Source organism: Mannheimia varigena (assembly GCF_013377235.1).
In the GTDB taxonomy this organism is placed as follows: domain Bacteria; phylum Pseudomonadota; class Gammaproteobacteria; order Enterobacterales; family Pasteurellaceae; genus Mannheimia; species Mannheimia varigena.
This window is the reverse complement of sequence record NZ_CP016226.1, coordinates 680,038-703,207: the sequence shown is the minus strand read 5'-3', so window position 1 is coordinate 703,207 and position 23,170 is coordinate 680,038. Positions and strand designations below refer to the sequence as shown.

The following is a 23,170-nucleotide window of genomic DNA, read 5'->3' as shown; positions in this document are numbered from 1 at the left end:
TAACTAATGAACTCAATTCCAAAAATCATTCTCGCTCCAATGCAAGGGGTGTTAGATCCCTTCGTTCGTAACCTTTTAACCTCTGTTAATGAATACGATCTCTGTATTTCTGAATTTGTGAGAGTCGTCGATCAAAAATTACCGAAAAAAACTTTTTATCGTTTAGCACCAGAGCTCCATCAAGGCGGATTAACGGATTCTGGCACGCCGGTGCGAGTGCAAATTTTAGGTCAGCATCCCCAGTGGTTGGCTGAAAATGCGGCACTTGCGATTGAGCTGGGCTCGCACGGGGTAGATCTCAACTGCGGTTGCCCTTCTAAAACTGTAAATGGAAGTAACGGTGGAGCATCGTTGCTCAAAGATCCCGATTTAATTTACCGAGCGACAAAAGCAATGCGGGAAGCTGTGCCAAATGAACAGATTGTGTCTGTAAAAGTGCGTTTAGGTTGGGATTCTGCCGAGCAATGCTTTGAAATTGCCGATGCGGCTCAGCAAGGTGGAGCAAATGAAATTACTGTACATGGGCGAACAAAATCCGATGGTTATCGAGCAGAACGTATCAACTGGCAAGCGATTGGAGAAATTCAACAGCGTTTGACTATCCCTGTAACCGCTAATGGCGAAATTTGGGATTTTGAATCTGCAAAAAATTGCCAAAAAATAACCGCTTGCAATACTTTAATGATTGGGAGAGGTGCATTAAATACGCCAAATTTGAGTAAAGTCGTGAAATATAATCAGCCTAAAATGGCGTGGAATGAGGTTTTGCAACTGCTGTTTAAATATGTACAGATGGAAAATCAGTTTGACACAGGCTTTTACCACGTTGCTCGCATTAAGCAATGGCTGCGTTATTTGGATAAAGAATATCCACAAGCAGCAGAATTATTTGATATTTTGAAAACGGAACACGGATATGATGGTCTAAAAGCACGTATTGAAAAGGCGGTGGGCTAAATGAGTAAACAAATTTTTAATGAAGAAGAGCTAAAAACAACCGAGCATTTTGAGCCTAAACAAGAGTTTGATATCGAAAATGCGATTATTGAAGAAGAGGCAAAAGCCGTTGAGGCAGAGCTGATTATTGAAGAAAGTCTCAAGCCTTCTCGCTTTTGGGTTCGAGTGCTGCTTGCTACGCTTGTCCTGTTTGGCGTAGCGGTGATTGCTCAAAGCATTCAATGGTTGATTGATACTTTCCAACAAAAAGAGTGGATTTATTTTGCTTTCTCAATTGTATTTTTTGTTATCAGTTTGCTTGGTGTGGGCGTGATTGTTTCTGAATGGCGTAAATTGGTTTATTTGCGTAATCATCAGAAAAATCAACAGATGAGCCAGCAGCTTTTATTAGAGCAACTTCCCTCAAATGATGGCGAACAAGCGGTCAAATTTTGTGAAGATGTTGCAAATAACCTCAATCATTTACCAACCGTTGCTCAAGCAGAGCAACGCTGGAAAAGTCAGCTTAACGAGGCTTACAATGCCAAAGAGGTATTATATCTTTTTAGTGAAAATGTACTGAAGCCGATTGATAAACAGGTTAAGCAGATGATTTCTCGCAATGCGGCGGAAAATGCCGTAATTATGGCAGTTAGCCCATTGGCGGTGGTTGATGTGCTGTTAATGGCGGCAAGAAATATCGCCTTAGTGAATAAAATTACTAAAGCCTATGGAATGGAGTTAGGGTACATCAGCCGCTTAAAACTGTTCAAAATGGTGTTAAAAAATATGGTGTTTGCCGGGGCAACGGAAATGGCCACTGATGTGGGAATGGATTTCTTCTCGCAAAACCTTACGGCGAAATTGTCACTCCGTGCCGCACAAGGCATAGGTGTGGGCTTACTGACCGCACGATTAGGCATTAAAGCAATGGAATTTTGCCGCCCGGTTGCTTTTCAAGTTAATGAGCGACCAAGAATTTCCGCTATTCGCCAAGAGTTATTAACGTCGGTTAAAAATACGGTATTTGCTAAAACGGAAACAAAAGAAAAAGTGTTCAGTGAACACTAAATTAGTTGGCTTGTTGAGCTGAGGGCGGACAATATTCCGCCCTTAATATTATCGTTTATATTGACTTGTTGGCACACTATCCAAATGGTCGGTATTATTAAATTCCAGCACCGTTACTTTGCCATTATCCACTTCCACTTTAGTAATAGCCGTGTTGATGATAAAACGATGCTTTTCCTCATTACGAAAATCTTGCCAAGCAATTTCTTTTAACACAGCAGTAAGCAGTGTTAAGGTCATACCGTGTGAAACAATTAGCACCTTACCGCCGTTTTGATGTAGCTCCGCAATTTGGTTGAATACCTGCGTAACACGCTGATAAAGCTGCTCGAAACGCTCACTACCATTTTCTTTAGCGAGATATTCAGCAGGCGTGCGTTTCATTACCCAATATTCTTCATTCTCTTGTAAATCAAGGGATTTCATTCCCTCCCAACTACCGAAATCAAATTCGTTCAGCCCTTTATGATGAAAGTGAGGGATATTACTCAATTTATTTTCCGCTAAAATGTAGTTTGCGGTATCTTGAGCCCGTTTTTGCATACTGGAATAAGCAGCGGTAAAAGGCACATCTTTTAACGCAATGCCGGTTTTCTTTGCCCCGATAATGCCTTCTTCCACAAGGGCTGAGTCGCCAGAGCCTTGCAATCTACCTTCAATATTCCAAACGGTTCTGCCGTGTCGAACTAAATAAATGGTAACAGCCATCGTAATTCCTTGTTAAAATAGATAAAAATAAACGAGATTATAGCAAAATGACCTTAACATTGCCTATTTGTTATCAGCACCCCGATTTTATTATTATCAACAAGCCTGATGGTCTAAGCGTGCATAAAGACGAAGCAGAAATTGGCTTAACGGAAATTGTGGCTCGTCAGCTGAATGTTGAGCAAGTTTGGCTAGTTCATCGCCTTGATAAAATTACCTCTGGATTGTTGATTTTGGCATTAAACAAAGAGGCTGCGGCAACGTTTTATCATCTGTTTGAACAGCATAAAATCCAGAAAACTTACTGGGCATTGAGTGATAAAAAACCGAAGAAAAAGCAGGGGAAAATTGTGGGTGATATGGAAAAAAGCCGTAATGGAGCTTGGAAATTATGCCACAGTAAAGAGAACCCAGCGGTAACACAATTTAACTCTAATTTGCTTGAGCCATCACTTCGCCATTTTATTTTGCAACCGAAAACGGGTAAAACCCACCAACTAAGAGTGGCAATGAAAAGTTTAGGCAGCCCGATTTTAGGCGATAAATTTTATTCAGGCACAGAGGCGGATAGGGTTTATTTACACGCCTACCAGCTTGAATTTGAATACGAAAAGGAACATATCTGTGTTCAAGCAGAGCCTACAAGCGGTCATTTTTGGCAAAAAATTTGCTAATTTATGTTACTAAAAAGAAACGGAGAACAGTATGAAACTTTGGTACTCAACAACAAGCCCTTTTGCTCGCAAAGCCCTTGCGGTTATTAAACATCACCAGCTTGATGACAAAGTGGAAATGTTGCGGGTAACCGCCGCAATGGATCCAAACTCACCACACAACCAAGACAATCCGCTAGGACGCATTCCTGCCTTACAACGCAACTGCGGTCGCTGGCTGTTCGGCAGTTTGCTGATTAGCGAATACCTCGATCAAAAAGGTAATAATACGCCACTTTTGCCTAAAGAGGGCAAACCACGCTGGGCGGTATTAGCTTTGCACAATTTGACAGACGGTATAATGGAAAACACAATGCACACCATTATCCAAGAAAAAATGGCTCGCCCCGAAAATGAATGGTGGGTAAGTCGCCACGAACAATTAATGGAAAGAAATATCCGCACTTTCCAACACTTAGAAGAAGCCATACAAGAATTTGGTACAGAGCTTAATTTAGGCACATTAACCGCAGTTGCATTAATTGACTGGTGGGCGTTCCGCTTAGAAAAAATCGGCTATGATCTTGCAAAAAATCACCCAAATTTAACCGCTTGGGCGGAAGAAATGAATAATAAATACAGTATTTTGGCTGAAACCAAGCCGAGAGTGTAGAGATTTTGCATTGAAAATAAAGGCATTGAGTTTGTGGTTCAATGCCTTTTTGTTCAGCTAATTTACCTAAATTTAGGTGGGTATAAAAATAGCATATTGTGCAAAAAAACAACTGTAAAATCCAAAAAGTTTTAATCACTCCTTTAAGAAGATATTTATGAAAAATACTATTAATTAAGTATGAAAGAACTAAAATTCACAGATAATATCATTATAAATTCATCTGAAATACAAAATTGGTTAGAGCAATTTAATAAAGATAAATTGGATAAGGAAATTGCCATCAAAATCCTTAAACAGTTACGATTTTTTACGATTAGTGATTTTAATATTTTTATTAAACAATCTCTTACTGATTTAGTTAGAAAAATTTCAAAAGATAGAATTAAATTACCAATTTACCCTATCATAAAACTTACGAATGAGAGTGAGAAAATTTGGGAGGTTGATAATAAAGGTAATTTTTCTATTGTTGGTAGATCATCTAAAGGTAAAGGAAGTGAAGATTTGGTTATTAATGCCATTCATGACCTTTGCAAATCAAATGAAAGTCCATTTTTAGAGAGTCCAGACACTAGAGAATTAAGCGTAAATAAAGTCAGGAATATAATTTTTGTTGTTGATAATAGTATTTCTGGAGATCAAGTAAATCATTATCTGAATGCGTTTTTTGATAATAAAACGATAAAAAGCTATTGGTCTTTAAATTATTTCAAAATAACAATATTAAGTTTCTATATTTCAGAGAGAGCTAAAGATAAAATAAAAACAAATAAATTTATAGCTAATAAATTTAAAAAAGGCCCATCATGTGTTTCCTTTGAATATTTTGTAAGTGAAAGGGGGTGGGAAGATTATCAAATTATAAAGGAATTATTAGATAGATATACTGTAATACCTAAAAAATATAGGTTTGGGTATGATGAAAGTGCGGGTGATGTTATTTTTGAATATAGTATACCAAATAATGTTTTTGGAATTTTTTATTATAAGGCGGGAAATAAATGGAAACCTTTGTTTGAGAATAGAAGAGTTTCTAATGAATTGATAAAGATGTTAAATAATGAAAATATTGATTCTTATTCTGAGATACCTAAAGATCATCTAAGGGTTTTGCATCTTATATACAATAAGAAGAATACATTAAGTAAGATTTCTATTAGTGTAGGGGTTTCTGAAGAGTATATTAAAATTATATGCGATTGGTTGATTAAAATAAAATTTATTGATTTAACTAATATTAAAAAATTTTATAGATTAACAGAGTCAGGTAAAAACTATCTTACCAAACATAATGTGACTCCAGACAAAATTGACAATTTTAATTTTGAAATATATACTCCTAAGAATATGGAGAGACATAAACTACCTCTTTTTACAAAGAAAAGAAATGGTGAAAATTTTTCTTTTTAGCGAATTACAGGAAGATTTTTCTCTGTAATGACACAGTTGTCTGTGTGGGAGTACTCCGAGGAGTGCTCTTTGATAAAGCTAGCGCTGAGCTTCCTTGTTTGTAGTTCAATTTTATGTTCTACGAACAACGCTCGGGGTCTCGCTTAAAATTGAACTACACACATGGCTCCTATTGTCGCCATGTGTCATCTATATAGATAGGTTGGTAAATGGAAAATTGGTCTCTCCATACTCTTAATAAAAAATTAGAAGAAGATTTTTCTGGTAAGTAACTAAATATATGGATTGAATATGCAAGAAAATTACGTAAGCAAAATCTGCCAATAATATTCAATCTAAAGCACCTTTCAAAAATTACCAATGTAAGTCAAGACTTTCTTTATTCTGTTATATACCAATTTAGAAATAAAAGCTGTTATAAAGTATTTAGAATAAATAAAAGATCTGGAGGCTATAGGTTTATCCATTCTCCAAATGGTGAATTAAAAAAAGTTCAACATTTTATCAATAAATATATTTTATCTAGACTGGAGATACATCATTCTTGCCTTTCTTACCATAAGAATGGTGGGGTTCTAAAATGTGCTCAGCAACATACGAATGCAAAAATCTTATTTAAATATGATTTGAAAGATTTTTTCTTTTGTATTAATGAGATATCTGTATATCATCTCTTTAAGAATTTAGGATATACAAAAAAATTATCGTTTCAAATGGCTAAATTGTGTACAATAATTCTAATAAAAGAGCATGAAAAATATATAAAAAAATATAAGTTAGGTAATAAAGAAATAGAATTAGGTGTTTTACCTCAAGGAGCTCCAACTAGCCCTATGCTCAGTAATTTGCTAGCTAATCAATTAGATATAAAGCTTAGCAATTTAGCAGAAGATAATAATCTTATCTATACAAGATATGCTGATGATCTTGCTTTTAGTTCTAATGAGAATTTATCAAAATTACAAATTAAAAAAATTAATCATCATATTATGGAAATAATAAGAACCGAGAATTTTATTGTTAATAAAGATAAAATTTCTATATCTAGACAAGGTAGTAGAAAACAAGTATTAGGGTTAATAGTCAATAATGATACACCTAAGCTTCCTAAAGATAAGAAGAAAAAAATTGATACTTTTTTATATGCTATTGATAAATTCGGGTGGGAGGCTACTACAGAACACTATGGTTTCAAAGATGCTTTAGGCTTTTTACATCCTTTAGAAGGGACTATCATTTATGCTGAACATATTGATCGAGAATTAGGCATAAAATATAGAAATAGACTAAATAAATTATTACCAAGTTTATTTATATAAGATTAGAATTATTACAATAAAAGAGAGTTACTTATTTGTTATATTAATCTGTAGAAGAGCAAGTCTTTGCTCTTCTACAACATACTGATTAATCTTTATCTCAATGCATAAGCGTTTAGCCTAACATTCCCTCTAACTCTTCCTGAGCTTCCAGCCATTGCATTTCAATCTCCTCCACCTGCCTTTTGGCTTCGAGCTGTTTGGCGAGGGTTTCGGTTAATTTGGCTTTATTTTCGGCTTCGTAAATCTCGCTTTCGGCGAGCATTGCTTCAAGTGTATTCAGTTTTTCCGTGGCTTTTTCTAAATCTTTTTCCAACTGGGTGATTTTTTTCCGCAGCGGAGCAGTTTGTTGGCGGAGTTCAGCCTCCAAGCGTTTTTGTTCTTTGCGGTTGGCAGCACTGTTTTCGTTGACTGCTGGCTCACAAGCGGTCACATTTTCTGAATTTTTTGCAAGCACTGATTTCGGCTCATTCGCTAAGGCGTTTTGCTCATTCAGCCATTTTTGATAATCGTCTAAATCGCCTTTAAATTCTTCCACTTTGTGATTATGCACCAAGTAAAATTCGTTCACGGTGCTGCGGAGCAAATGGCGGTCGTGCGAAACTACCACAAGCGAGCCCTCGTAATAAGTCAGAGCATCGACAAGGGCTTGTCGCATATCCAAATCCAAGTGGTTAGTTGGTTCGTCTAACAACAGCAAGTTCGGGCGTTGCCACACAATTAAGGCAAGCACAAGACGAGCTTTTTCACCGCCCGAAAAGGATTGCACCGCTTGCACCACTTTATCGCCTTTGAAATCAAAACCGCCCAAATAATTTCGCAGTTCCTGCTCGGTTTTTTCAGGAGCGATTTTCTGCAAATGCCAAAGCGGGCTCTCTTCAAAGCGGAGCGTATCGACTTGGTGCTGGGCGAAATAGCCCAACTGCACGCCTTTCGCCAGTTGCACATTACCGTTTTGAGGTGGAATTTCACCTGCCAGCAATTTAATTAGTGTGGATTTCCCTGCACCATTTCGCCCAAGTAAACCAATGCGAGAACCCGGCACTAAATTGAGCTTCACCGATTCCAACACGGTTTTTTCACCGTAGCCGGCACTCACTTTTTCCATCATCAGCAATGGGCTAGGCAGGGCAAGCGGTGGGCGGAACTCAAATTCAAACGGCGAATCCGCATAAGCCGGTGCGATAAGCTCCATTTTCTCCAATGCTTTAATACGGCTTTGAGCCTGTTTCGCTTTGGTAGCTTTGGCTTTGAAGCGATCAATAAAGCTCTGCAAATGGGCAACTTTGCGTTGCTGTTGCTGGAAAGCAGCATTTTGTTGCGAAATTTTGGTCGCTCTCTGAATTTCAAACGAGGTGTAATTGCCGGTATATTCATTGAGTTTTTGATGTTCGATATGAATGACACGGTCGATAATCGGATCAAGAAAATCACGGTCGTGGGAAATCAGCAGCAGCGTGCCACGATAGTTAGAAAGCCAACGCTCCAGCCAAATCACCGCATCTAAATCTAAGTGGTTGGTCGGTTCGTCCAGGAATAACAAATCAGAACGGCAAATCAGGGCTTGAGCCAAGTTCAACCGCATACGCCAACCGCCCGAAAAAGACTTCACCGGCAGTTGGAGTTGTTCGGTGCTAAAGCCTAAACCGTTCAACAGGGTAGAAGCTCGAGCTTGAATCGTCCACGCATCAATGGTGTCGAGATGGGCGTGAATGGTCGCAATGCGATTGCCATCATTTTTAGCATTTGCCTCATCAAGTTCTGCCATTAATTTGGTGTATTCACGATCGCCTTGAATAACATAATCCAAAGCGGAAATCTCCAACGCTGGTGTTTCTTGGTTTACCCACGAAATCGCCCAGTTTTTTGGCAGTGAAACCTCGCCACCTTCAGGCTGTAGCTCATTTTTAAGTAAGGCAAAAAGAGAGGATTTCCCACACCCGTTTTTACCCACCAAACCTACCTTCTGCCCGGTGTGGATAGTTGCAGAGCTGTTCTCAATTAGGACGGAATGCCCACGTTTTAAAATTAAATCTGTAAAAAATATCATTGCAAGCGGTCTGTTTTTATTAAAATTTTGCGTATTTTAGCATAGTAAATTTCAATACCATTAAAATTGTTTGAGGTGAAAATTAAGTGTAATTCAACATGTCATATTGAATTACGCTTAATTTGAGAAATTCTAGTGGAAGATGCCCTGTAATCCATTAATTTATGGTAATATTTGGGAAATTAAAAATTCATATAACAGGAGAGAATATGTTTGATTCATTAGCGGTGCAATTTGTGGTTCTTTGGGCGGTTATTGACCCGGTTGGATCTGTTCCTGTTTATTTGGCAAAAACCATCGGATTGCCGATTGAGGCGCGTCGCAAAATTGCGTTAAATGCGGTGTTGATTGCTGCAGGGATTTTAGTTTTTTTCCTCATTGGCGGACAGATTCTTTTAGAGTCTATGCAAATTCCTTTACCAGCTTTCCAAGCTGCTGGTGGTTTAGTGCTTTTATTATTTGCTTTAACGATGATTTTTGGTGAAAGCAAGCCGGATCAAGAAATCAGAATGAGTAGTAATTTAAATGAATTAGCAGTTTATCCGTTAGCTGTTCCTTCTATTGCTTCTCCTGGGGCGATGATGGCGATTGTGCTATTAACCGATAATCATCGTTTTAGTATTAGTGATCAATTTATTACCGCTGGTATCATGGTGTTAGTTTTAGCTATCACTTATTTATTACTATTAGCCGCGAATAGAATTCAACATTTAATTGGTAACGCAGGGGCAGCAATTATTAGCCGTGTAATGGGGTTAATTTTAGCGGCAATTGCAGTGAATAATTTGCTTATCGGTGTGCGTGATTTCTTCGTGCAAGTTAGCTGATTTTTGAATAGGAATAGAATAAATTTATGGCTCTTTTACCTCTTGCAGATGCATTAGAGAATATGCTTTCTCGTTTGCCTGCTCCAACAATGATTGAATATTTACCATTAAATGAATGTGCAAACCGAGTGTTGGCGGAAGATATTTCCTCGCCTATTAATGTGCCTAATTTTGATAATTCAGCAATGGACGGTTATGCAGTACGTATTGCAGATTTAGAGAAAAATTTCACCTTAAAGGTAGCAGGCAAAGCCTTTGCAGGTAATCCGTTCAGTGGTGAACTCCAAGCAGGCGAATGTGTGCGTATTATGACGGGAGCCTTAGTGCCAAAGAGCGTTGATGCCGTTGTAATGCAAGAGGAAACTAAATTAAATGCAGATGGTTCTGTAACTTTTAACAATGTTCCAAAATTAGGTAGTAACATTCGCCGTATTGGTGACGATGTCAAACAAGGTGCATTAGTATTGAAAAAAGGCTCGCTATTGAATGTTGCAAGTTTGCCATTGTTAGCTTCACTCGGCATTGCCTCTGTGCCTGTTTTTGCAAAATTAAAAGTAGCGATTTTATCTACTGGCGATGAATTAACATCGGTTGGTGAGCCTTTAAATGAAGGGAAAATTTACGATACCAATCGTTTTGCGGTGCGTTTAATGCTCGAAAAACTCAACTGCGAGGTTTTAGATTACGGCATTTTGCCTGATGATGAAGCCTTATTTGAACAAGCCTTTATTGAGGCACAAGAAAAAGCTGATGTAATTATTACGAGTGGAGGTGTGTCTGTCGGCGAGGCGGATTTCACCAAAGCGGTATTAGAGAAATTAGGCGAAATCGGTTTCTGGAAAATTGCAATGAAACCAGGTAAACCATTTGCATTCGGTAAATTAGAAAATGCGTGGTTTTTCGGTTTGCCAGGTAATCCGGTTTCCGCATTAGTAACCTTCTACCAATTAGTGCAACCTGCATTAGCAAAATTATCGGGCTTATCAGCAGATAAAATTGCAAATCTTACGAAAAATTTAACCGCTTGCAGTGCGGAAAAATTGAAAAAAGCGGTAGGTCGCCAAGATTTCCAACGTGGCTATTACTACGCTAATGAACAAGGCGAATTAGAAGTTCGCCCTGTTGGCACACAAGGCTCGCATATTTTTAGTGCGTTCAATGAAAGTAACTGCTTTATCGTGCTTGAAGCAGAGCGTGGCAATGTAGAGGTTGGAGAAAAGGTAACAATTCAACCGTTTAATTCGTTACTCTATTAGTTGAGAGAAGGTAATGGAACTCACTGATCAAGAAACCCTTCGTTATAACCGCCAAATTATTCTGAAAAGCGTTGATTTTGATGGGCAGGAAAAGTTAAAAGCCAGCCGAGTATTAATTGTTGGCTTAGGAGGTTTGGGTTGTGCGGCTTCACAATATTTGGCTTCAGCGGGTGTTGGGCATTTAACATTAGTTGATTTCGATACAGTTTCGCTTTCTAATCTGCAACGTCAAATTTTGCATACAGATGAAACGGTTGGTCAGCCTAAAGTGGAGTCGGCGAAAGCGCGTTTGTCAGCGATTAATCCAAATATTCAGATTGAAGCCATTAACCAAAAATGTAGTGATCAGTACTGGGCAGAGCTGATTGCTAAAACAGATTTAGTGCTAGATTGTACCGATAATGTTACTGTTCGTAATCAACTGAACTTGCAATGTTTTAAACAAAAACGACCGCTTGTATCTGGCTCGGCAATTCGTTTTGAAGGGCAAATTAGTGTATTTACTTATCAAGAAAATGAGCCTTGCTATCAGTGTTTGAGTAGTTTATTTGGTGATGGCACATTAAGTTGTGTAGAAGCGGGAGTTATTGCTCCAATTGTTGGGGTAATTGGCAGCTTCCAAGCGCTAGAAGCGATAAAAGTTTTGTTGAATATTGGTAAGACATTATCAGGAAAATTGCTGATGATTGATAGTTTACATTTTTTAATACGAGAAATGGCACTGCCTAAGCAAGAAAACTGCTCTGTTTGTAACTCTAATTAAGTATCAGCAATACTGAAAGCGTAAATAAATGTAAATAATGAACGAAGGTTCATTGTTTTGTTTGACGGCTAAAACGTTTTAGCCTATCATTCTCTTGTTAATTCCTCCTTAGTTCAGTCGGTAGAACGGTGGACTGTTAATCCATATGTCGCAGGTTCGAGTCCCGCAGGAGGAGCCAAAGATTTTTATTTTCTTTTGTTCTTGTTTTATTTGTCTCCTTTTATAAAACAGTAATTCAAACCTCCAGAATTAGAACAAAAGTTTTTGCTCCACTCATTTATTGAATGGAGCTTTTTTTTCTTTTGGGCTTTCAAAGCTCATCAAAATATTCATTTCCCCACGTTTCTTCTGCTAATTTCAGTAAATTTGCAAAATCTTGGAAAGAAGGTGCTGTTTGTTCATCTTCAATTTTTACTTGGGCTGTAATCAATTTTTGTCTAAGTGTTTCATACCATTGAAGCAGTGATAATGAGAGCGGCGTTCTTGCCCGTTTGCCTAGCCAATACAGCCCTTGAAACGGAATGGAGATCGCAAAAATAGCGGTTAAAACCGAATTGGCTAAAATTGATTGTGTAGGGTCGGCGAAAAAATATTGCCATACTAATGCAAAACAGGCAAAAGCAGGCATCACTTTCGATGAAAATTTTACTAAACGAATGATGTGATAATCAGGCATAAAATTCGCTAATTTTTTCTGATTAGGCAGGGTGTTTAAATAGCGTTGCCCTGCTTCAAATAGGCTTAACATAGTTTTTCTCTTTCAATCTTTTCTTTTATTGTAGCTAACTTGCTAAAATCTACAATAGCTTAATGCAGTTTGGGCTAACACTTGCTATACTTTACAACAAAATGTTTACAACTTATTTGAAGGATATTTTATGCCAATTAAATTTGTGGATTTATTCCAACAAAGTTGGAATTTTATGCGTAATCAGCAATCTTTTACGCTGTTTGCGATAATGATTATTGTGGTAGTGCAGCTAGCATTTATTTTATTATTGCCAGCTTCGCCGGAAATGGCAGCAGATCAGCGGCTACAACAAATTCAAATTGATAGCTCAAAATTATTATCTATTTTAATGCCAACAGTTTTATTAGGAATCGCTAATTTATTTTTAACTGTATTGATGATTTTAAACATTCAATCTATTAATAATGGCAATTACCAGCACTTTTTCCAAAATGCAAGTGGAGCACTAAAACACTTTTTACCTGTTTTAATGTTGCAGTTTATTATGGTAATGCCACTTTCACTCGGGGCTTCTTTTGCGATGGCATCACCTGAAACCGTGATTATTGCTCTGCCTGTGTTAGCGATTGGTTTTTATTTTTTCATTAAGTTATCGCTTGTGATTTATGCTTATTTATTGGAGAAACCACAGAAAACTTTATCAGAAAGTATTAAATTTACCTTCCAATTATCACGTGGAAAAATGCTACCGTTAATTTTATTCTGTGTGATTTCTTATTTATTACCGGGTATGCTATCTCGATTACTTACGGTTTTTGGCAATGATATTGTAGGTGCAGTAATTACTGTTATTTTTAGTGCGGTAATTAATATATTTATGGCAATTTTTAGCTTCCGCTTTTACCAAGTTTATCGCCAAATGTCAGCGAGTTAATGGAGATGAAATGAAACAGTTACTTGAATTTATTCCGCTGATTCTGTTTTTTGTTGTCTATAAAATGGACGGCATTCAAATGGCGTCTATCGTACTAGTGATTGCGACCATTGCACAAATGATCGCCTTAAAAGTGTTTTACGGCAAAGTTGAAAAACAGCAAGTGATTATGGGCGGAGCGGTGGTCTTTTTTGGTTTGCTCAGTGCTTATTTTAATGAAGTGAAATATTTACAGTGGAAAGTTACCATCGTTTATTCGCTTTTTGCTATCGTGTTATTAGTGAGCCAGTTTGTATTTAAAGCTCCGCTAATTAAAAAATTACTCGGTAAGGAAATTAATTTGCCTGATCAAGTGTGGAATAAAATCAACTTCGGTTGGGCTATTTTCTTTATTATTTGTATGTTGCTTAATATTTATATTAGCCAATATTTATCCGAAGATGCTTGGGTTGATTTTAAGTCCTTCGGTATTATCGGTTTAACATTGGTTGCAACGGTTATAACGGGTTTTGTACTTTATCCTTACCTAAAAGAGGCTGAAAAACAGGAAAAACAAGATGAAAAATAAACCTTACGAAAAAGATCCTGAAGGGAAACTGATTTTAAGAACGCTTGCAATGCCATCAGACACCAATGCTAATGGCGATATTTTTGGTGGTTGGATTATGTCCCAGATGGACTTAGGCGGTGCAATTTTAGCGAAAGAACTCGCAAAAGGTAGAGTTGTTACCGTAACGGTAGATAAAATGATCTTCCATAGACCAATTTCTGTCGGTGATGTGGTGTGTTGTTATGGCAAACTGATGCACATTGGTCGTTCTTCGATGCAAGTGAAAGTTGAAGTGTTTATCAAGCAGGTTTATGAAGGCACGCGTGAACGTTTTCTGGTAACAGAAGCGTTATTTACCTATGTTGCTACTGATAAAGAAGGTAGACCTCGTGCTGTACCAAGAGAGAATAATCCGGAATTAGATGAAGCCTTATCATTAATTACCCAAAATACCGAACAAGGAGAATAGTATGTATTACGTAATTTTTGCTCAAGATAATCCGAACACGCTGGAAAAACGTTTAGAAGTTCGCCCTGCACATTTAGCTCGCTTAGAAAAATTGCAGGCTGAAGAGCGTTTATTAATTGCCGGTCCTAATCCAACGGAAGACGGCACTGGCATAACAGGTTCAACAGTCATTGCTGAATTTAACTCGCTTGAAGAAGCTCAACAATGGGCAAACCAAGATCCTTATGTTGATGCTGGCGTATATGGCGATGTGATTGTTAAGCCGTTTAAGAGAGTGTTTTAATTTTTTCTCCCCTCTTTAGAAAAGAGGGGCAGGGGGAGATTTGATTACGATGTTAAAATTTCCTATGAGCGTAAAATTACCTCTGCCAAATCTCCCCTAACCCCTCTTTGCTAAAGAGGGGAATGGTTCGAGTGTAAAATACCTATCTATTCCCAATTTGAGCCTAAATTTATGCTTACCACCCTAATCTCCCAATCTCAATTCACTTTGCCTGCTGATTTGCAAAATTCTGAGCAAATTCAACCGCTTGTTGTAGCAATGGCGATGTCGAATTTGGTTACACAAACTTTGCAAAAACAGCCTGATTTGTTTGCTGAATGGAAAAACAATCTTCCTACAACTAATGAATGCGGCAATTACCTTTCTCGTTTAAATGAGCTTCTGGTAACAGCAGAAAATGAAGAACAACTTAGCCGAGAACTACGACTATTCCGCCATCGGGAATTATCTCGTTTGAGTTTTCTGCAATCAAACAAACTCGCTACGGTTGAATTTGTGTTTCAACGTTTATCAGACTTAGCAGAAAGCCTAATTTTAGCTGCAAGAGATTGGCTATTCAAAAGATGCTGTGAAGAATACGGAACACCAATGAATAGCTTAGGTGAGCAGCAAGAACTACTGATTTTGGGAATGGGAAAACTCGGTGGAGGAGAACTAAATTTTTCTTCTGATATCGACCTTATCTTTACTTACCCTGATGCCGGCGAAACAGTGGGTGGACGTAAGCCGATTGAAAACAGCAAATTTTTTACCCGACTCGGTCAGCGTTTAATTAAAGCTCTTGATGATATTACCGCTGATGGTTTTGTGTATCGTACTGATATGCGGCTTCGCCCTTTTGGCGACAGTGGTGCGTTAGTATTCAGTTTTGCCGCAATGGAGGATTACTACCAAGAGCAAGGGCGTGATTGGGAACGTTATGCGATGATTAAAGCCAAAATTTTGGGTGAAGAGAGCCAAAACATCAATCATCGCTACTTAAAACAGATGCTACGTCCTTTTGTTTACCGCCGTTATTTAGATTTTTCGGCGATCCAATCTCTGCGTGAAATGAAGCAGAAAATCAGCCGTGAAGTAGTTCGCCGTAACTTAGCGGATAACATCAAACTTGGTGCAGGCGGCATTCGGGAAGTAGAATTTATTGTACAAACCTTCCAAATGATTCGTGGTGGGCGAGATAAAATTTTACAGGAACGTAGTCTATTAAAAGTCCTTCCTCGCTTGAGTGATTTGAATTTATTAACGCAAGCACAGGTAGAAAAACTGCATAATGCCTACACTTTTTACCGCCAAGTAGAGAATGTGCTACAAGCGATTGATGACAAACAAACACAAACTTTACCAACAGATCCTGAGGATCGAGCTCGCCTTATCTTTGCTTGCCAATGCTATTGGCAGCAAGAATTAAATAGCGAAACGGTTATTTTTATAGAACATCAATTTAATGATTGGGCGGGATTTTTAGCGGTGTTAAATGGTTATCAAAATGAGGTTCGCCATATTTTTAATGAATTGATTGGCGAGGAAGAAAGTGAAGATGAAGCCAGTCCATTAAATGAAAAATTAGCCGAATGGAAAGATATTCTAAATTACACTATCTCATTAGAAGATTTATCCGCCGTATTAAAAAATTACCCCCAAGTTGCAGAAAGCGATTATGAGACAATTTTCCACCATTTCTCCACAACTTTCCAAGATTGGGTAAAACGCCCGATTGGAGTAAGAGGGCGAGAGGTTCTTCGCAATTTAATGCCTAAAATCGCAGATAGTATTTTTGAGCGTGAAGATTATTTATTGCTTCTACCTCGTTTGCTCAATATTGTAGATAAAATCACTACACGAACAACCTATCTTGAATTGATGGTTGAACGAGAGCAGATCTTGCCACAGCTTTTAACGCTTTGTAGCAAATCAGTGATGATTGCCGAGCAAATTGCTCGTTACCCAATGTTGCTTGATGAGCTGATGAGATACAATGGTTTAACCGAAGTGCTAGAGCTTGAGCAATATCAATCAGCCTTGCAGGATTATTTAATCCGTATTCCTGAAGAAGATGAAGAGACTCTGATTGATGGTTTGCGCCAGTTCAAACAAACGCAAATTTTACGTATAGCTGCCTCCGATATTTTAGGCGTGCTGCCAGTAATGAAGATCAGCGATCATCTTACTTACTTAGCGGAAGCTATTATCAATGCAGTAGTACATATGGCGTGGAAGCAAGTCAGCCAGCGTTTCGGCACACCTGAGCATTTAGAGTCAGATGAAAAAGGCTTTGCGGTTATTGGTTACGGAAAATTAGGTGGGATTGAACTAGGCTACAATTCCGATCTCGACTTGGTTTTCTTGCATAACGCCCCAGAGAACAGCCAAACGATTGGTGGTAAAAAAGAGATTTCAAGCCATCAATTTTACTTAAAATTGGCTCAAAAAATTAACTCAATTTTTAATCTTAATACCAGTGCAGGTGTGTTATATGAGGTGGATATGCGACTTCGCCCATCAGGCGAGGCTGGGCTTTTGGTCAGCACCTTTAATGCCTATGAACATTACCAAAAAAATGAAGCCTGGACTTGGGAAACCCAAGCCCTTGTGCGAGCAAGATGTGTGTTTGGCGCAGAGCATTTAAGGCAAGAGTTTGAACGCATTCGCCAATCTACTTTGGCGTTACCTCGTACAAGCGGTCAATTACGTCAAGAAATTTGCGAAATGCGAGAAAAAATGTACCAACATCTTAGCTCGCACTCACAAGATCAATTTAATATCAAAACCGATCAAGGCGGCATTACCGATATTGAATTTATTGCTCAATATTTGGTGCTGGCTCATAGCAATGAAAATCCACAGATGGCGGTATGGTCTGATAATGTGCGGATTTTCGATAGTGCAGTTGAATGTGGGATTTTAAGTTTACCAGAGAGTGAACAACTCAAACATTGCTATACTTCGCTCCGTAATAAAATCCATCATTTAAACCTACTTCGCAAAGAAAGCATGGTTGAAGCAACGGAATTTGTAAAAGAGAGAGAGTTTGTGAGAAGAATGTGGCAATCATTATTAAACTAAATGGTAAAATTTTTCCAAAAAACAACCGCTTGTTAAGCTATAATAGCCGTCAAAGAGGAGAATATGTATGGAATATCAATTTACGCATAGTATTCACGGTGTTGTGGCCAAATGTTCAATGGATCACGAGGCATTTGCCCGTTGGTTGAATACTGAAATTACAGGTAATCCAAAAGAGTTGGAAGCCATTTTTGCTGAAATTGAAAAGTGCAGAGCGGCTTTTCCAAATCATTACGAATGCGTATTTGAAGGGCGTGAATACAGTATTTATTTTGATTATGATGAAGTAATGGCAAAAGCAAATAACCTAGATGCTGCCTTCGATGAAGAAGAAATGGAAGAAGGTTTTCAATTTTATAATGAAGAGAGCATCGCATTTTGTGGTTTAGATGATTTTGAAAAATTCCTCAAAGCCTATCAGCATTTTATGCAAACTTACCATTAATTGAAATCAACGCTATTAAGGCAAGGCAATTCCTTGTAGAATAGCGGTTTATTAAAAATTTTAGATTAAAGAATTATGAGTCGTACGAAAAAAACACGCCGCATTACTGATATTATGCCGGCAAGAAAAACAGATAAGTCAAAGCAACCAACCCCTAAATTAGGTGGTGGTAAAAATCGTAAATTAACTCGTTATGAGTTAGATGCTCAAGCTCGTGAGGAAAAGCGTAAACGCAAACATAAAGGTTTACCGACCGGTTCTCGTAATGCTGATCCGGCAGAGCAGAAAAAAGCGGTTGAGAAAGAAGTAAAAGATCCACGCATCGGTAGCCGTAAAAAAGTGCCGTTGATGGTGGAGTTTGTGAATCAACCGGAGAAAGGCCGCACAATTAAGCCTGTTCCGGTTGAGCTGGTTAAACCAACGCTTTCACCAGAGCAAGAGTTAGAGCAGTTGGAAAATAACGAATGTTTGAACCAGTTGCTTGATGATTTGGAAGCCGGCAAAACGCTTTCAGCGGAAGATCAGAAATTTATGAATGAATGCCTAGACCGCATTGATGAGTTAATGACGGAGCTTGGTATTGAATTTGAAGACGACGATGCAGACGCCGGCGATGCGTTATTGCGTCAGTTTGAAACTATGGACATTAACAAATTCCGTTAATAGGCTGCTGAGAATGATGCTAAAAATATTCCTTATCGTGCTAGCGGTCTTAATTTTGGTCTCTTTAGCCGGTTACGCCGGCTATTTGATGTTGAAATTACGTCAGCAAAAAAAGCGTGAACAAGCGTTAATTGAGGAAGCAAAAGAGGCTCAAAAAGCACGTTATTTACGCATTTTAGACAGTCTTGATGTGATTGCTCGGGCGATGATTTCAGAGCAGTGCGATTTATCGGAAGGCGTGTTGCGTTTAAAACCGTTGTTAGATGTTCTCGGCAAAAAATTAAGCCACTACACGGCAATGTGGGAGCTGTATCAGGTGGTGGAAAATATGCCGATTTTAGAGGAACGCAAACAGCTAAAACGCAATGAGCGGATGAAACTTGATTTAGAGCGTGAAGCGAAAGAAGTCGAATTGAGCGAGCAAATTAAGTTGGAGTGTCAGCAACTATTACAAGATATTGAAGAGATCAAAAAGGCTATCTAATGTCAGAAATTATTTGGGATCTTGCCCTGATTCAAAAATATAACCATTCGGGCCCTCGTTACACCTCTTACCCAACGGCGTTGGAGTTTAACGAAAACTACACCAATGACGATTTTATTGCGGCGGCTGCTCGTTATCCTGAGCGTCCGCTTTCGCTTTATGTGCATATTCCGTTTTGCCATAAACTTTGCTATTTCTGCGGCTGCAACAAGGTGATTACTCGCCATCGCCATAAAGTTGAAATCTATTTAGATTATTTAGAACGTGAAATTAAAAGTCGAGCACCGTTGTTTAAAAATCGTTTGGTGACGCAAATTCACTGGGGCGGCGGTACACCAACGTATTTAGACGAAGATCAATCTGCTCGTTTAATGCAAATGCTACGCAGCCATTTTGATGTGAGCGAAGAGGCTGAAATCAGTATTGAGATGGATCCTCGTGAAATTGAGCTGGATATGCTTGATCACCTGCGTGCGATTGGCTTTAACCGCATCAGTATGGGTATTCAAGACTTCGACAAAGAGGTGCAAAAGCTAGTAAACCGTGAGCAAGACGAAGAATTTATTTTTGCCTTGATGAAGCGAGCGAAAGAGCTAGGTTTTGTCTCTACTAACGTGGATTTAATTTATGGCTTGCCGAAGCAAAATGTGGAGAGTTTTATGTACACCCTTGAGCGTGTGGTGGAACTCAACCCGGATCGTATGAGCGTATTTAACTACGCCCATTTGCCAAGCCGATTTGCCGCTCAGGTGAAGATCAAAGAAGATATGTTACCGGCTCCGGAAACCAAACTCACTATCTTACAAAAATCTATCGAATTTTTAGGTGAAAACGGCTATAAATTTATCGGAATGGATCACTTCGCCAAACCGGATGATGAACTAGCCGTCGCCCAAGAAAAAGGCATTTTGCACCGCAATTTCCAAGGTTACACTACCCAAGAAGAGTGTGATTTATTGGGAATGGGGGTGTCGGCAATCAGCCTGTTGGGCGACACTTACGCTCAAAACCAAAAAGATCTGCAAAAATATTATGCAGACGTGGAAGAACGTGGCATTGCCTTGCACAAAGGTATTGCACTGACGCAAGATGACTGCATTCGCCGTGATGTAATCAAAGCCTTAATTTGTAACTTCAAATTGGATTTTGCTACCATCGAGCAGCAATATGGCATTGATTTCAACAGCTACTTTGCGGAAGATTTAACTTTCCTCAAACCGTTGGCAGAAGACGGTTTATTAACGATTAACGAAAACGGCATTGTGGTTTCGCCACGAGGACGTTTGTTAATTCGTAACATTTGCTTATGTTTTGATGTGTATTCAAGACAGTTAGCGAGAAGACAGCAGTTTTCCCGTATTATTTAACGCACAAGCGGTGGTTTTTGAGGGATTTTTTGCAAAATATCGAAACGCAAATATCGAAGTGAAGACGTTGAAACGTAGGGGCGAATAGCAATTCGCCCCTACAATACAAAAATGTAAAAAATCACACAAATTTAACCGCTTGCCCCATTTAGAAAGGAAAAATGATGAAACAGCGTTATAGCTTACTCTCTCTTGCAGTGATGGCTGCCTGCTATAGCAATTATGCAGCGGCTGATTTAAAACAGCAGTGCTTGCTCGGCGTGCCTCAATTCCAAGGTGAAGTGGTAGAAGGCGATCAGCTGAGAATGCCGGTGACTATTGAGTCGGACAGTGCGGTAATCAATCAGCCTCGAGATGCAACTTACACCGGTGATGTGAGCATTAAGCAAGGCAATCGTTCGATTGTGGCGGATCAGGTTAGAGTAGAGCAAGATGGCGAAAATGCCCGAATGGCGTATTTGCAGGGCAATTTTAACTACCAAGACAACTTAATTCAGGCGACCGGTTCTGATGCGACCATTAATCTGCTTTCAAAAGATGCCAGCCTCAGCAATGCCAATTATCAATTAGTCGGCAGACAAGGGCGGGGCACGGCAGAGCAGGGCGAGTTTGGAAATAGCAAACGCACGCTGAAAAATGCCAGTTTTACTTCGTGCTTGCCAGACGATAATTCTTGGTCGATTGAAGCCAACGAGATGATCCAGCACGTGGACGAAGAGTATGCGGAAATGTGGCACGCTCGCTTTAAAGTGTTGGGAATGCCGGTATTTTATTCGCCGTATTTACAATTCCCGATTGGCGATCGCCGCCGTACCGGTTTGCTCATTCCAAGTTTTGAGCGTTCCAGCAAAAACGGTTGGACGTATTCGCAGCCGTTTTATTGGAATATCGCCCCGAATATGGATGCAACCATTACGCCAACCTACTATTCACGTCGTGGTTGGCAGATTAGTCCTGAGTTTCGTTATTTGACTAAAATCGGGCAAGGTTTGGTGGCAACTGAGTATATGGCGAAAGACCGTTTAACCGACTATCAGCCAGAAAATGATGATCGTAAACGTTATTTGCTTCACTGGCGTCATGCCGTGAGTTTCTTAACCGACTGGCGTTTTTATGTGGATTACACCAAAGTGAGCGACAGACGTTACTTCTCCGATTTTGATTCGGCATATGGTTCGAGCACGGACGGTTACGCTACACAAAACTTTAAATTAGGTTACTATCAACCAAATTACAATATTTCGATTTCAGGTAAAAAATTCCAAACCTTCGATGAATTGGATATCGGACCTTATCGTGTACTCCCACAAATTGACTTTAATTACTACAAAAACGATTTAATTAAAGGTGGCGATTTCAAATTCTTCGCTCAAGCCGCTCGTTTTGAAAATGACAGTAAACTAATGCCAAAAGCGTGGCGTTTCCACGCTGAGCCAACGTTAAACTTCCCACTGGCAAATCGCTACGGTAGTTTAAATTTGGAAACGAAGTTGTATGCAACTCATTATCAACAAACTAAGGGTAGTGAAAGCACAGAAGAGATCAAGAAAAGTGTAAGTCGAGTATTACCTCAAATTAAGTTAGATTTCAAAACGGTTTTAGAATCGGATAAACAACTATTCTCTGGTTTTAATCAAACGATTGAGCCAAGATTGCAATATATTTATCGTCCATACAAAAACCAAAGTGATATTGGTTCTAAACGCCAGAAAAGTGTAAGTTTGGGCTATGATTCGGCCTTATTACAAAATGACTATTTCTCACTATTTAATGACCGTCGTTATAGTGGTTTAGACCGAATTTCTTCGGCAAATTTAATCACAGCCGGTGGAACAACCCGCTTCTTTAATAATGAAACGGGTGAAGAGGTATTCAACTTTAGTTTAGGTCAAACCTATTATTTAAGCCCATCAAAAATTGATGATACATCGGATAATAGCACTGCTAAACGTTCTTCTTCGTGGGCGGCAGAATCTAACTGGAAATTCCACAAAAAATGGAATTGGCACGGTAGCTATCAATATGACACTCGCTTAAATCAAACTTCTTTAGCGAATATGTCATTGCAGTATAAACCACAATTAGATAAATTGGTTCAGTTAAACTACCGTTACGCAAGTAAAGACTATATTAATCAGAACTTGAACACAAACAAGTATGGACAGTCAATTAAGCAGATTGGTGCAGTATTAGGCTGGGAATTAACAGATAAAGTATCGATAATGACGAGTTATTATCATGATATTGCTTTGAAGAAACCGGTTGAAGGGCAGCTTTCTCTGAATTACAACACTTGTTGTTGGGCTGCAAATGTCTATGTGGCACGCCGTTTAGTTTCTACGCCAGTTGGTTCGCCTGATACGATTAATGATTTCTACTACGATAATAAATTCGGGATTAACTTTGAGCTACGCTTTGGTACAAGTTATAGCAACGGCGTATCGAGAATGTTAAAACGAGGAATACTTCCTTATACCGAACCCTATGGTATCAATTAGAAATTAAAAGTAGCTTAAGCCCCCTATATACAAATGCTTAAGCTACTTTTTATT

At 38.8% G+C, this 23,170-nt stretch carries 22 protein-coding genes and 1 tRNA gene; 20 read left to right on the top strand and 3 right to left on the bottom strand.

The features are described from left to right. The first annotated feature begins 6 nt into the window (after positions 1–6). Both dusC and A6B40_RS03105 read left to right on the top strand, forming a co-directional pair. Complete coding sequence (dusC, locus tag A6B40_RS03110; protein ID WP_176671534.1) at positions 7–957, top strand: tRNA dihydrouridine(16) synthase DusC; 951 nt, start codon at positions 7–9, stop codon at positions 955–957. Further along, on the top strand, positions 958–2,007 hold the full coding sequence (locus A6B40_RS03105; protein ID WP_176671533.1) for a TIGR01620 family protein: 1,050 nt from the start codon (positions 958–960) through the stop codon (positions 2,005–2,007). Positions 2,008–2,055: 48 nt separating this feature from the next. On the opposite strand, the gene A6B40_RS03100 is transcribed toward A6B40_RS03105, so the two are convergent. Continuing rightward, positions 2,056–2,715, bottom strand: coding sequence for a histidine phosphatase family protein (locus A6B40_RS03100; RefSeq protein WP_176671532.1), 660 nt, complete (start codon positions 2,713–2,715; stop codon positions 2,056–2,058). A 47-nt stretch (positions 2,716–2,762) separates the two neighbouring features. Between A6B40_RS03100 and A6B40_RS03095 the strand changes: the two genes are divergently transcribed. The 4 genes from A6B40_RS03095 to A6B40_RS03080 all read left to right on the top strand — a co-directional run bounded on the left by A6B40_RS03095 (position 2,763) and on the right by A6B40_RS03080 (position 6,773). Further along, a complete protein-coding gene (locus A6B40_RS03095) occupies positions 2,763–3,389 on the top strand; it encodes a TIGR01621 family pseudouridine synthase (protein WP_176671531.1) in 627 nt (208 codons plus the stop codon). A gap of 31 nt (positions 3,390–3,420) precedes the next feature. Further along, positions 3,421–4,041: a glutathione S-transferase gene (locus A6B40_RS03090; protein ID WP_176671530.1), complete on the top strand. Its 621-nt coding sequence runs from the start codon at positions 3,421–3,423 to the stop codon at positions 4,039–4,041. Positions 4,042–4,221: 180 nt separating this feature from the next. Beyond that, a complete protein-coding gene (locus A6B40_RS03085; protein ID WP_176671529.1) occupies positions 4,222–5,454 on the top strand; it encodes a phosphoribosyltransferase-like protein in 1,233 nt (410 codons plus the stop codon). A 278-nt stretch (positions 5,455–5,732) separates the two neighbouring features. Then, the gene (locus A6B40_RS03080; protein WP_176672311.1) at positions 5,733–6,773 is read left to right on the top strand and encodes a reverse transcriptase domain-containing protein; all 1,041 of its coding nucleotides are present in this window, start codon (positions 5,733–5,735) and stop codon (positions 6,771–6,773) included. 115 nt (positions 6,774–6,888) lie between these two features. Here A6B40_RS03080 and A6B40_RS03075 read toward each other — a convergent pair whose 3' ends face one another. Continuing rightward, on the bottom strand, positions 6,889–8,823 hold the full coding sequence (locus tag A6B40_RS03075; protein WP_176671528.1) for an ABC transporter ATP-binding protein: 1,935 nt from the start codon (positions 8,821–8,823) through the stop codon (positions 6,889–6,891). A gap of 209 nt (positions 8,824–9,032) precedes the next feature. Between A6B40_RS03075 and A6B40_RS03070 the strand changes: the two genes are divergently transcribed. The 4 genes from A6B40_RS03070 to A6B40_RS03055 all read left to right on the top strand — a co-directional run bounded on the left by A6B40_RS03070 (position 9,033) and on the right by A6B40_RS03055 (position 11,847). Continuing rightward, positions 9,033–9,650, top strand: coding sequence for a MarC family protein (locus A6B40_RS03070; RefSeq protein ID WP_025247959.1), 618 nt, complete (start codon positions 9,033–9,035; stop codon positions 9,648–9,650). A gap of 26 nt (positions 9,651–9,676) precedes the next feature. Beyond that, the gene (gene moeA, locus A6B40_RS03065) at positions 9,677–10,906 is read left to right on the top strand and encodes a molybdopterin molybdotransferase MoeA (RefSeq protein ID WP_176671527.1); all 1,230 of its coding nucleotides are present in this window, start codon (positions 9,677–9,679) and stop codon (positions 10,904–10,906) included. Positions 10,907–10,919: 13 nt separating this feature from the next. Next, positions 10,920–11,669, top strand: a complete 750-nt coding sequence (gene moeB / locus A6B40_RS03060) for a molybdopterin-synthase adenylyltransferase MoeB (protein WP_025217665.1) — start codon at positions 10,920–10,922, stop codon at positions 11,667–11,669. Positions 11,670–11,771: 102 nt separating this feature from the next. After that, positions 11,772–11,847 (top strand) — tRNA-Asn (locus A6B40_RS03055). Positions 11,848–11,979: 132 nt separating this feature from the next. Here the strand turns inward: A6B40_RS03055 and yfbV are convergent. Beyond that, complete coding sequence (gene yfbV / locus A6B40_RS03050) at positions 11,980–12,417, bottom strand: terminus macrodomain insulation protein YfbV (RefSeq protein WP_025217664.1); 438 nt, start codon at positions 12,415–12,417, stop codon at positions 11,980–11,982. Between the two features lie 130 nt (positions 12,418–12,547). Here yfbV and A6B40_RS03045 point away from each other — a divergent pair, with 130 nt between their 5' ends. The 10 genes from A6B40_RS03045 (at position 12,548) to lptD (ending at position 23,116) form a co-directional block, all read left to right on the top strand. Then, positions 12,548–13,294 (top strand): ABC transporter permease, encoded by a 747-nt coding sequence (locus tag A6B40_RS03045; RefSeq protein WP_176671526.1) that lies wholly within the window; start codon positions 12,548–12,550, stop codon positions 13,292–13,294. 10 nt (positions 13,295–13,304) lie between these two features. Then, on the top strand, positions 13,305–13,862 hold the full coding sequence (locus A6B40_RS03040) for a septation protein A (RefSeq protein ID WP_112111177.1): 558 nt from the start codon (positions 13,305–13,307) through the stop codon (positions 13,860–13,862). Next, entirely contained in the window at positions 13,852–14,313 is a 462-nt protein-coding gene (gene yciA, locus A6B40_RS03035) for an acyl-CoA thioester hydrolase YciA (RefSeq protein WP_025247954.1), read from the top strand. Before A6B40_RS03040 ends, yciA begins: the two co-directional genes overlap by 11 nt. Before the next feature lies 1 nt (position 14,314). Continuing rightward, positions 14,315–14,596: a YciI family protein gene (locus tag A6B40_RS03030; RefSeq protein WP_025342405.1), complete on the top strand. Its 282-nt coding sequence runs from the start codon at positions 14,315–14,317 to the stop codon at positions 14,594–14,596. Between the two features lie 171 nt (positions 14,597–14,767). Beyond that, positions 14,768–17,659, top strand: a complete 2,892-nt coding sequence (gene glnE, locus A6B40_RS03025; RefSeq protein ID WP_176671525.1) for a bifunctional [glutamate--ammonia ligase]-adenylyl-L-tyrosine phosphorylase/[glutamate--ammonia-ligase] adenylyltransferase — start codon at positions 14,768–14,770, stop codon at positions 17,657–17,659. A 67-nt stretch (positions 17,660–17,726) separates the two neighbouring features. Further along, entirely contained in the window at positions 17,727–18,104 is a 378-nt protein-coding gene (locus A6B40_RS03020; RefSeq protein WP_138317116.1) for a YacL family protein, read from the top strand. A gap of 75 nt (positions 18,105–18,179) precedes the next feature. Next, on the top strand, positions 18,180–18,767 hold the full coding sequence (gene yihI, locus A6B40_RS03015; RefSeq protein ID WP_176671524.1) for a Der GTPase-activating protein YihI: 588 nt from the start codon (positions 18,180–18,182) through the stop codon (positions 18,765–18,767). Positions 18,768–18,783: 16 nt separating this feature from the next. Continuing rightward, positions 18,784–19,251: a DUF2489 domain-containing protein gene (locus A6B40_RS03010; RefSeq protein WP_025217656.1), complete on the top strand. Its 468-nt coding sequence runs from the start codon at positions 18,784–18,786 to the stop codon at positions 19,249–19,251. Continuing rightward, positions 19,251–20,618 carry an oxygen-independent coproporphyrinogen III oxidase gene (hemN, locus tag A6B40_RS03005; RefSeq protein WP_176671523.1) on the top strand — a complete coding sequence of 456 codons (1,368 nt, stop codon included), beginning with the start codon at positions 19,251–19,253 and terminating at the stop codon, positions 20,616–20,618. The genes A6B40_RS03010 and hemN overlap by 1 nt, the downstream gene beginning before the upstream one ends. 164 nt (positions 20,619–20,782) lie before the next feature. Then, a complete protein-coding gene (lptD, locus tag A6B40_RS03000) occupies positions 20,783–23,116 on the top strand; it encodes an LPS assembly protein LptD (RefSeq protein WP_176672310.1) in 2,334 nt (777 codons plus the stop codon). Positions 23,117–23,170 lie beyond the last annotated feature (54 nt).

What these genes read in the sequence shown, in the direction of transcription:
- dusC (WP_176671534.1), top strand. Translation starts at nt 7, where the DNA reads ATGAACTCAATTCCAAAAATCATTCTCGCTCCAATGCAAGGGGTGTTA.
- A6B40_RS03105 (WP_176671533.1), top strand. Translation starts at nt 958, where the DNA reads ATGAGTAAACAAATTTTTAATGAAGAAGAGCTAAAAACAACCGAGCAT.
- A6B40_RS03100 (WP_176671532.1), bottom strand. Translation starts at nt 2,715, where the DNA reads ATGGCTGTTACCATTTATTTAGTTCGACACGGCAGAACCGTTTGGAAT.
- A6B40_RS03095 (WP_176671531.1), top strand. Translation starts at nt 2,763, where the DNA reads ATGACCTTAACATTGCCTATTTGTTATCAGCACCCCGATTTTATTATT.
- A6B40_RS03090 (WP_176671530.1), top strand. Translation starts at nt 3,421, where the DNA reads ATGAAACTTTGGTACTCAACAACAAGCCCTTTTGCTCGCAAAGCCCTT.
- A6B40_RS03085 (WP_176671529.1), top strand. Translation starts at nt 4,222, where the DNA reads ATGAAAGAACTAAAATTCACAGATAATATCATTATAAATTCATCTGAA.
- A6B40_RS03075 (WP_176671528.1), bottom strand. Translation starts at nt 8,823, where the DNA reads ATGATATTTTTTACAGATTTAATTTTAAAACGTGGGCATTCCGTCCTA.
- A6B40_RS03070 (WP_025247959.1), top strand. Translation starts at nt 9,033, where the DNA reads ATGTTTGATTCATTAGCGGTGCAATTTGTGGTTCTTTGGGCGGTTATT.
- moeA (WP_176671527.1), top strand. Translation starts at nt 9,677, where the DNA reads ATGGCTCTTTTACCTCTTGCAGATGCATTAGAGAATATGCTTTCTCGT.
- moeB (WP_025217665.1), top strand. Translation starts at nt 10,920, where the DNA reads ATGGAACTCACTGATCAAGAAACCCTTCGTTATAACCGCCAAATTATT.
- yfbV (WP_025217664.1), bottom strand. Translation starts at nt 12,417, where the DNA reads ATGTTAAGCCTATTTGAAGCAGGGCAACGCTATTTAAACACCCTGCCT.
- A6B40_RS03045 (WP_176671526.1), top strand. Translation starts at nt 12,548, where the DNA reads ATGCCAATTAAATTTGTGGATTTATTCCAACAAAGTTGGAATTTTATG.
- A6B40_RS03040 (WP_112111177.1), top strand. Translation starts at nt 13,305, where the DNA reads ATGAAACAGTTACTTGAATTTATTCCGCTGATTCTGTTTTTTGTTGTC.
- yciA (WP_025247954.1), top strand. Translation starts at nt 13,852, where the DNA reads ATGAAAAATAAACCTTACGAAAAAGATCCTGAAGGGAAACTGATTTTA.
- A6B40_RS03030 (WP_025342405.1), top strand. Translation starts at nt 14,315, where the DNA reads ATGTATTACGTAATTTTTGCTCAAGATAATCCGAACACGCTGGAAAAA.
- glnE (WP_176671525.1), top strand. Translation starts at nt 14,768, where the DNA reads ATGCTTACCACCCTAATCTCCCAATCTCAATTCACTTTGCCTGCTGAT.
- A6B40_RS03020 (WP_138317116.1), top strand. Translation starts at nt 17,727, where the DNA reads ATGGAATATCAATTTACGCATAGTATTCACGGTGTTGTGGCCAAATGT.
- yihI (WP_176671524.1), top strand. Translation starts at nt 18,180, where the DNA reads ATGAGTCGTACGAAAAAAACACGCCGCATTACTGATATTATGCCGGCA.
- A6B40_RS03010 (WP_025217656.1), top strand. Translation starts at nt 18,784, where the DNA reads ATGCTAAAAATATTCCTTATCGTGCTAGCGGTCTTAATTTTGGTCTCT.
- hemN (WP_176671523.1), top strand. Translation starts at nt 19,251, where the DNA reads ATGTCAGAAATTATTTGGGATCTTGCCCTGATTCAAAAATATAACCAT.
- lptD (WP_176672310.1), top strand. Translation starts at nt 20,783, where the DNA reads ATGAAACAGCGTTATAGCTTACTCTCTCTTGCAGTGATGGCTGCCTGC.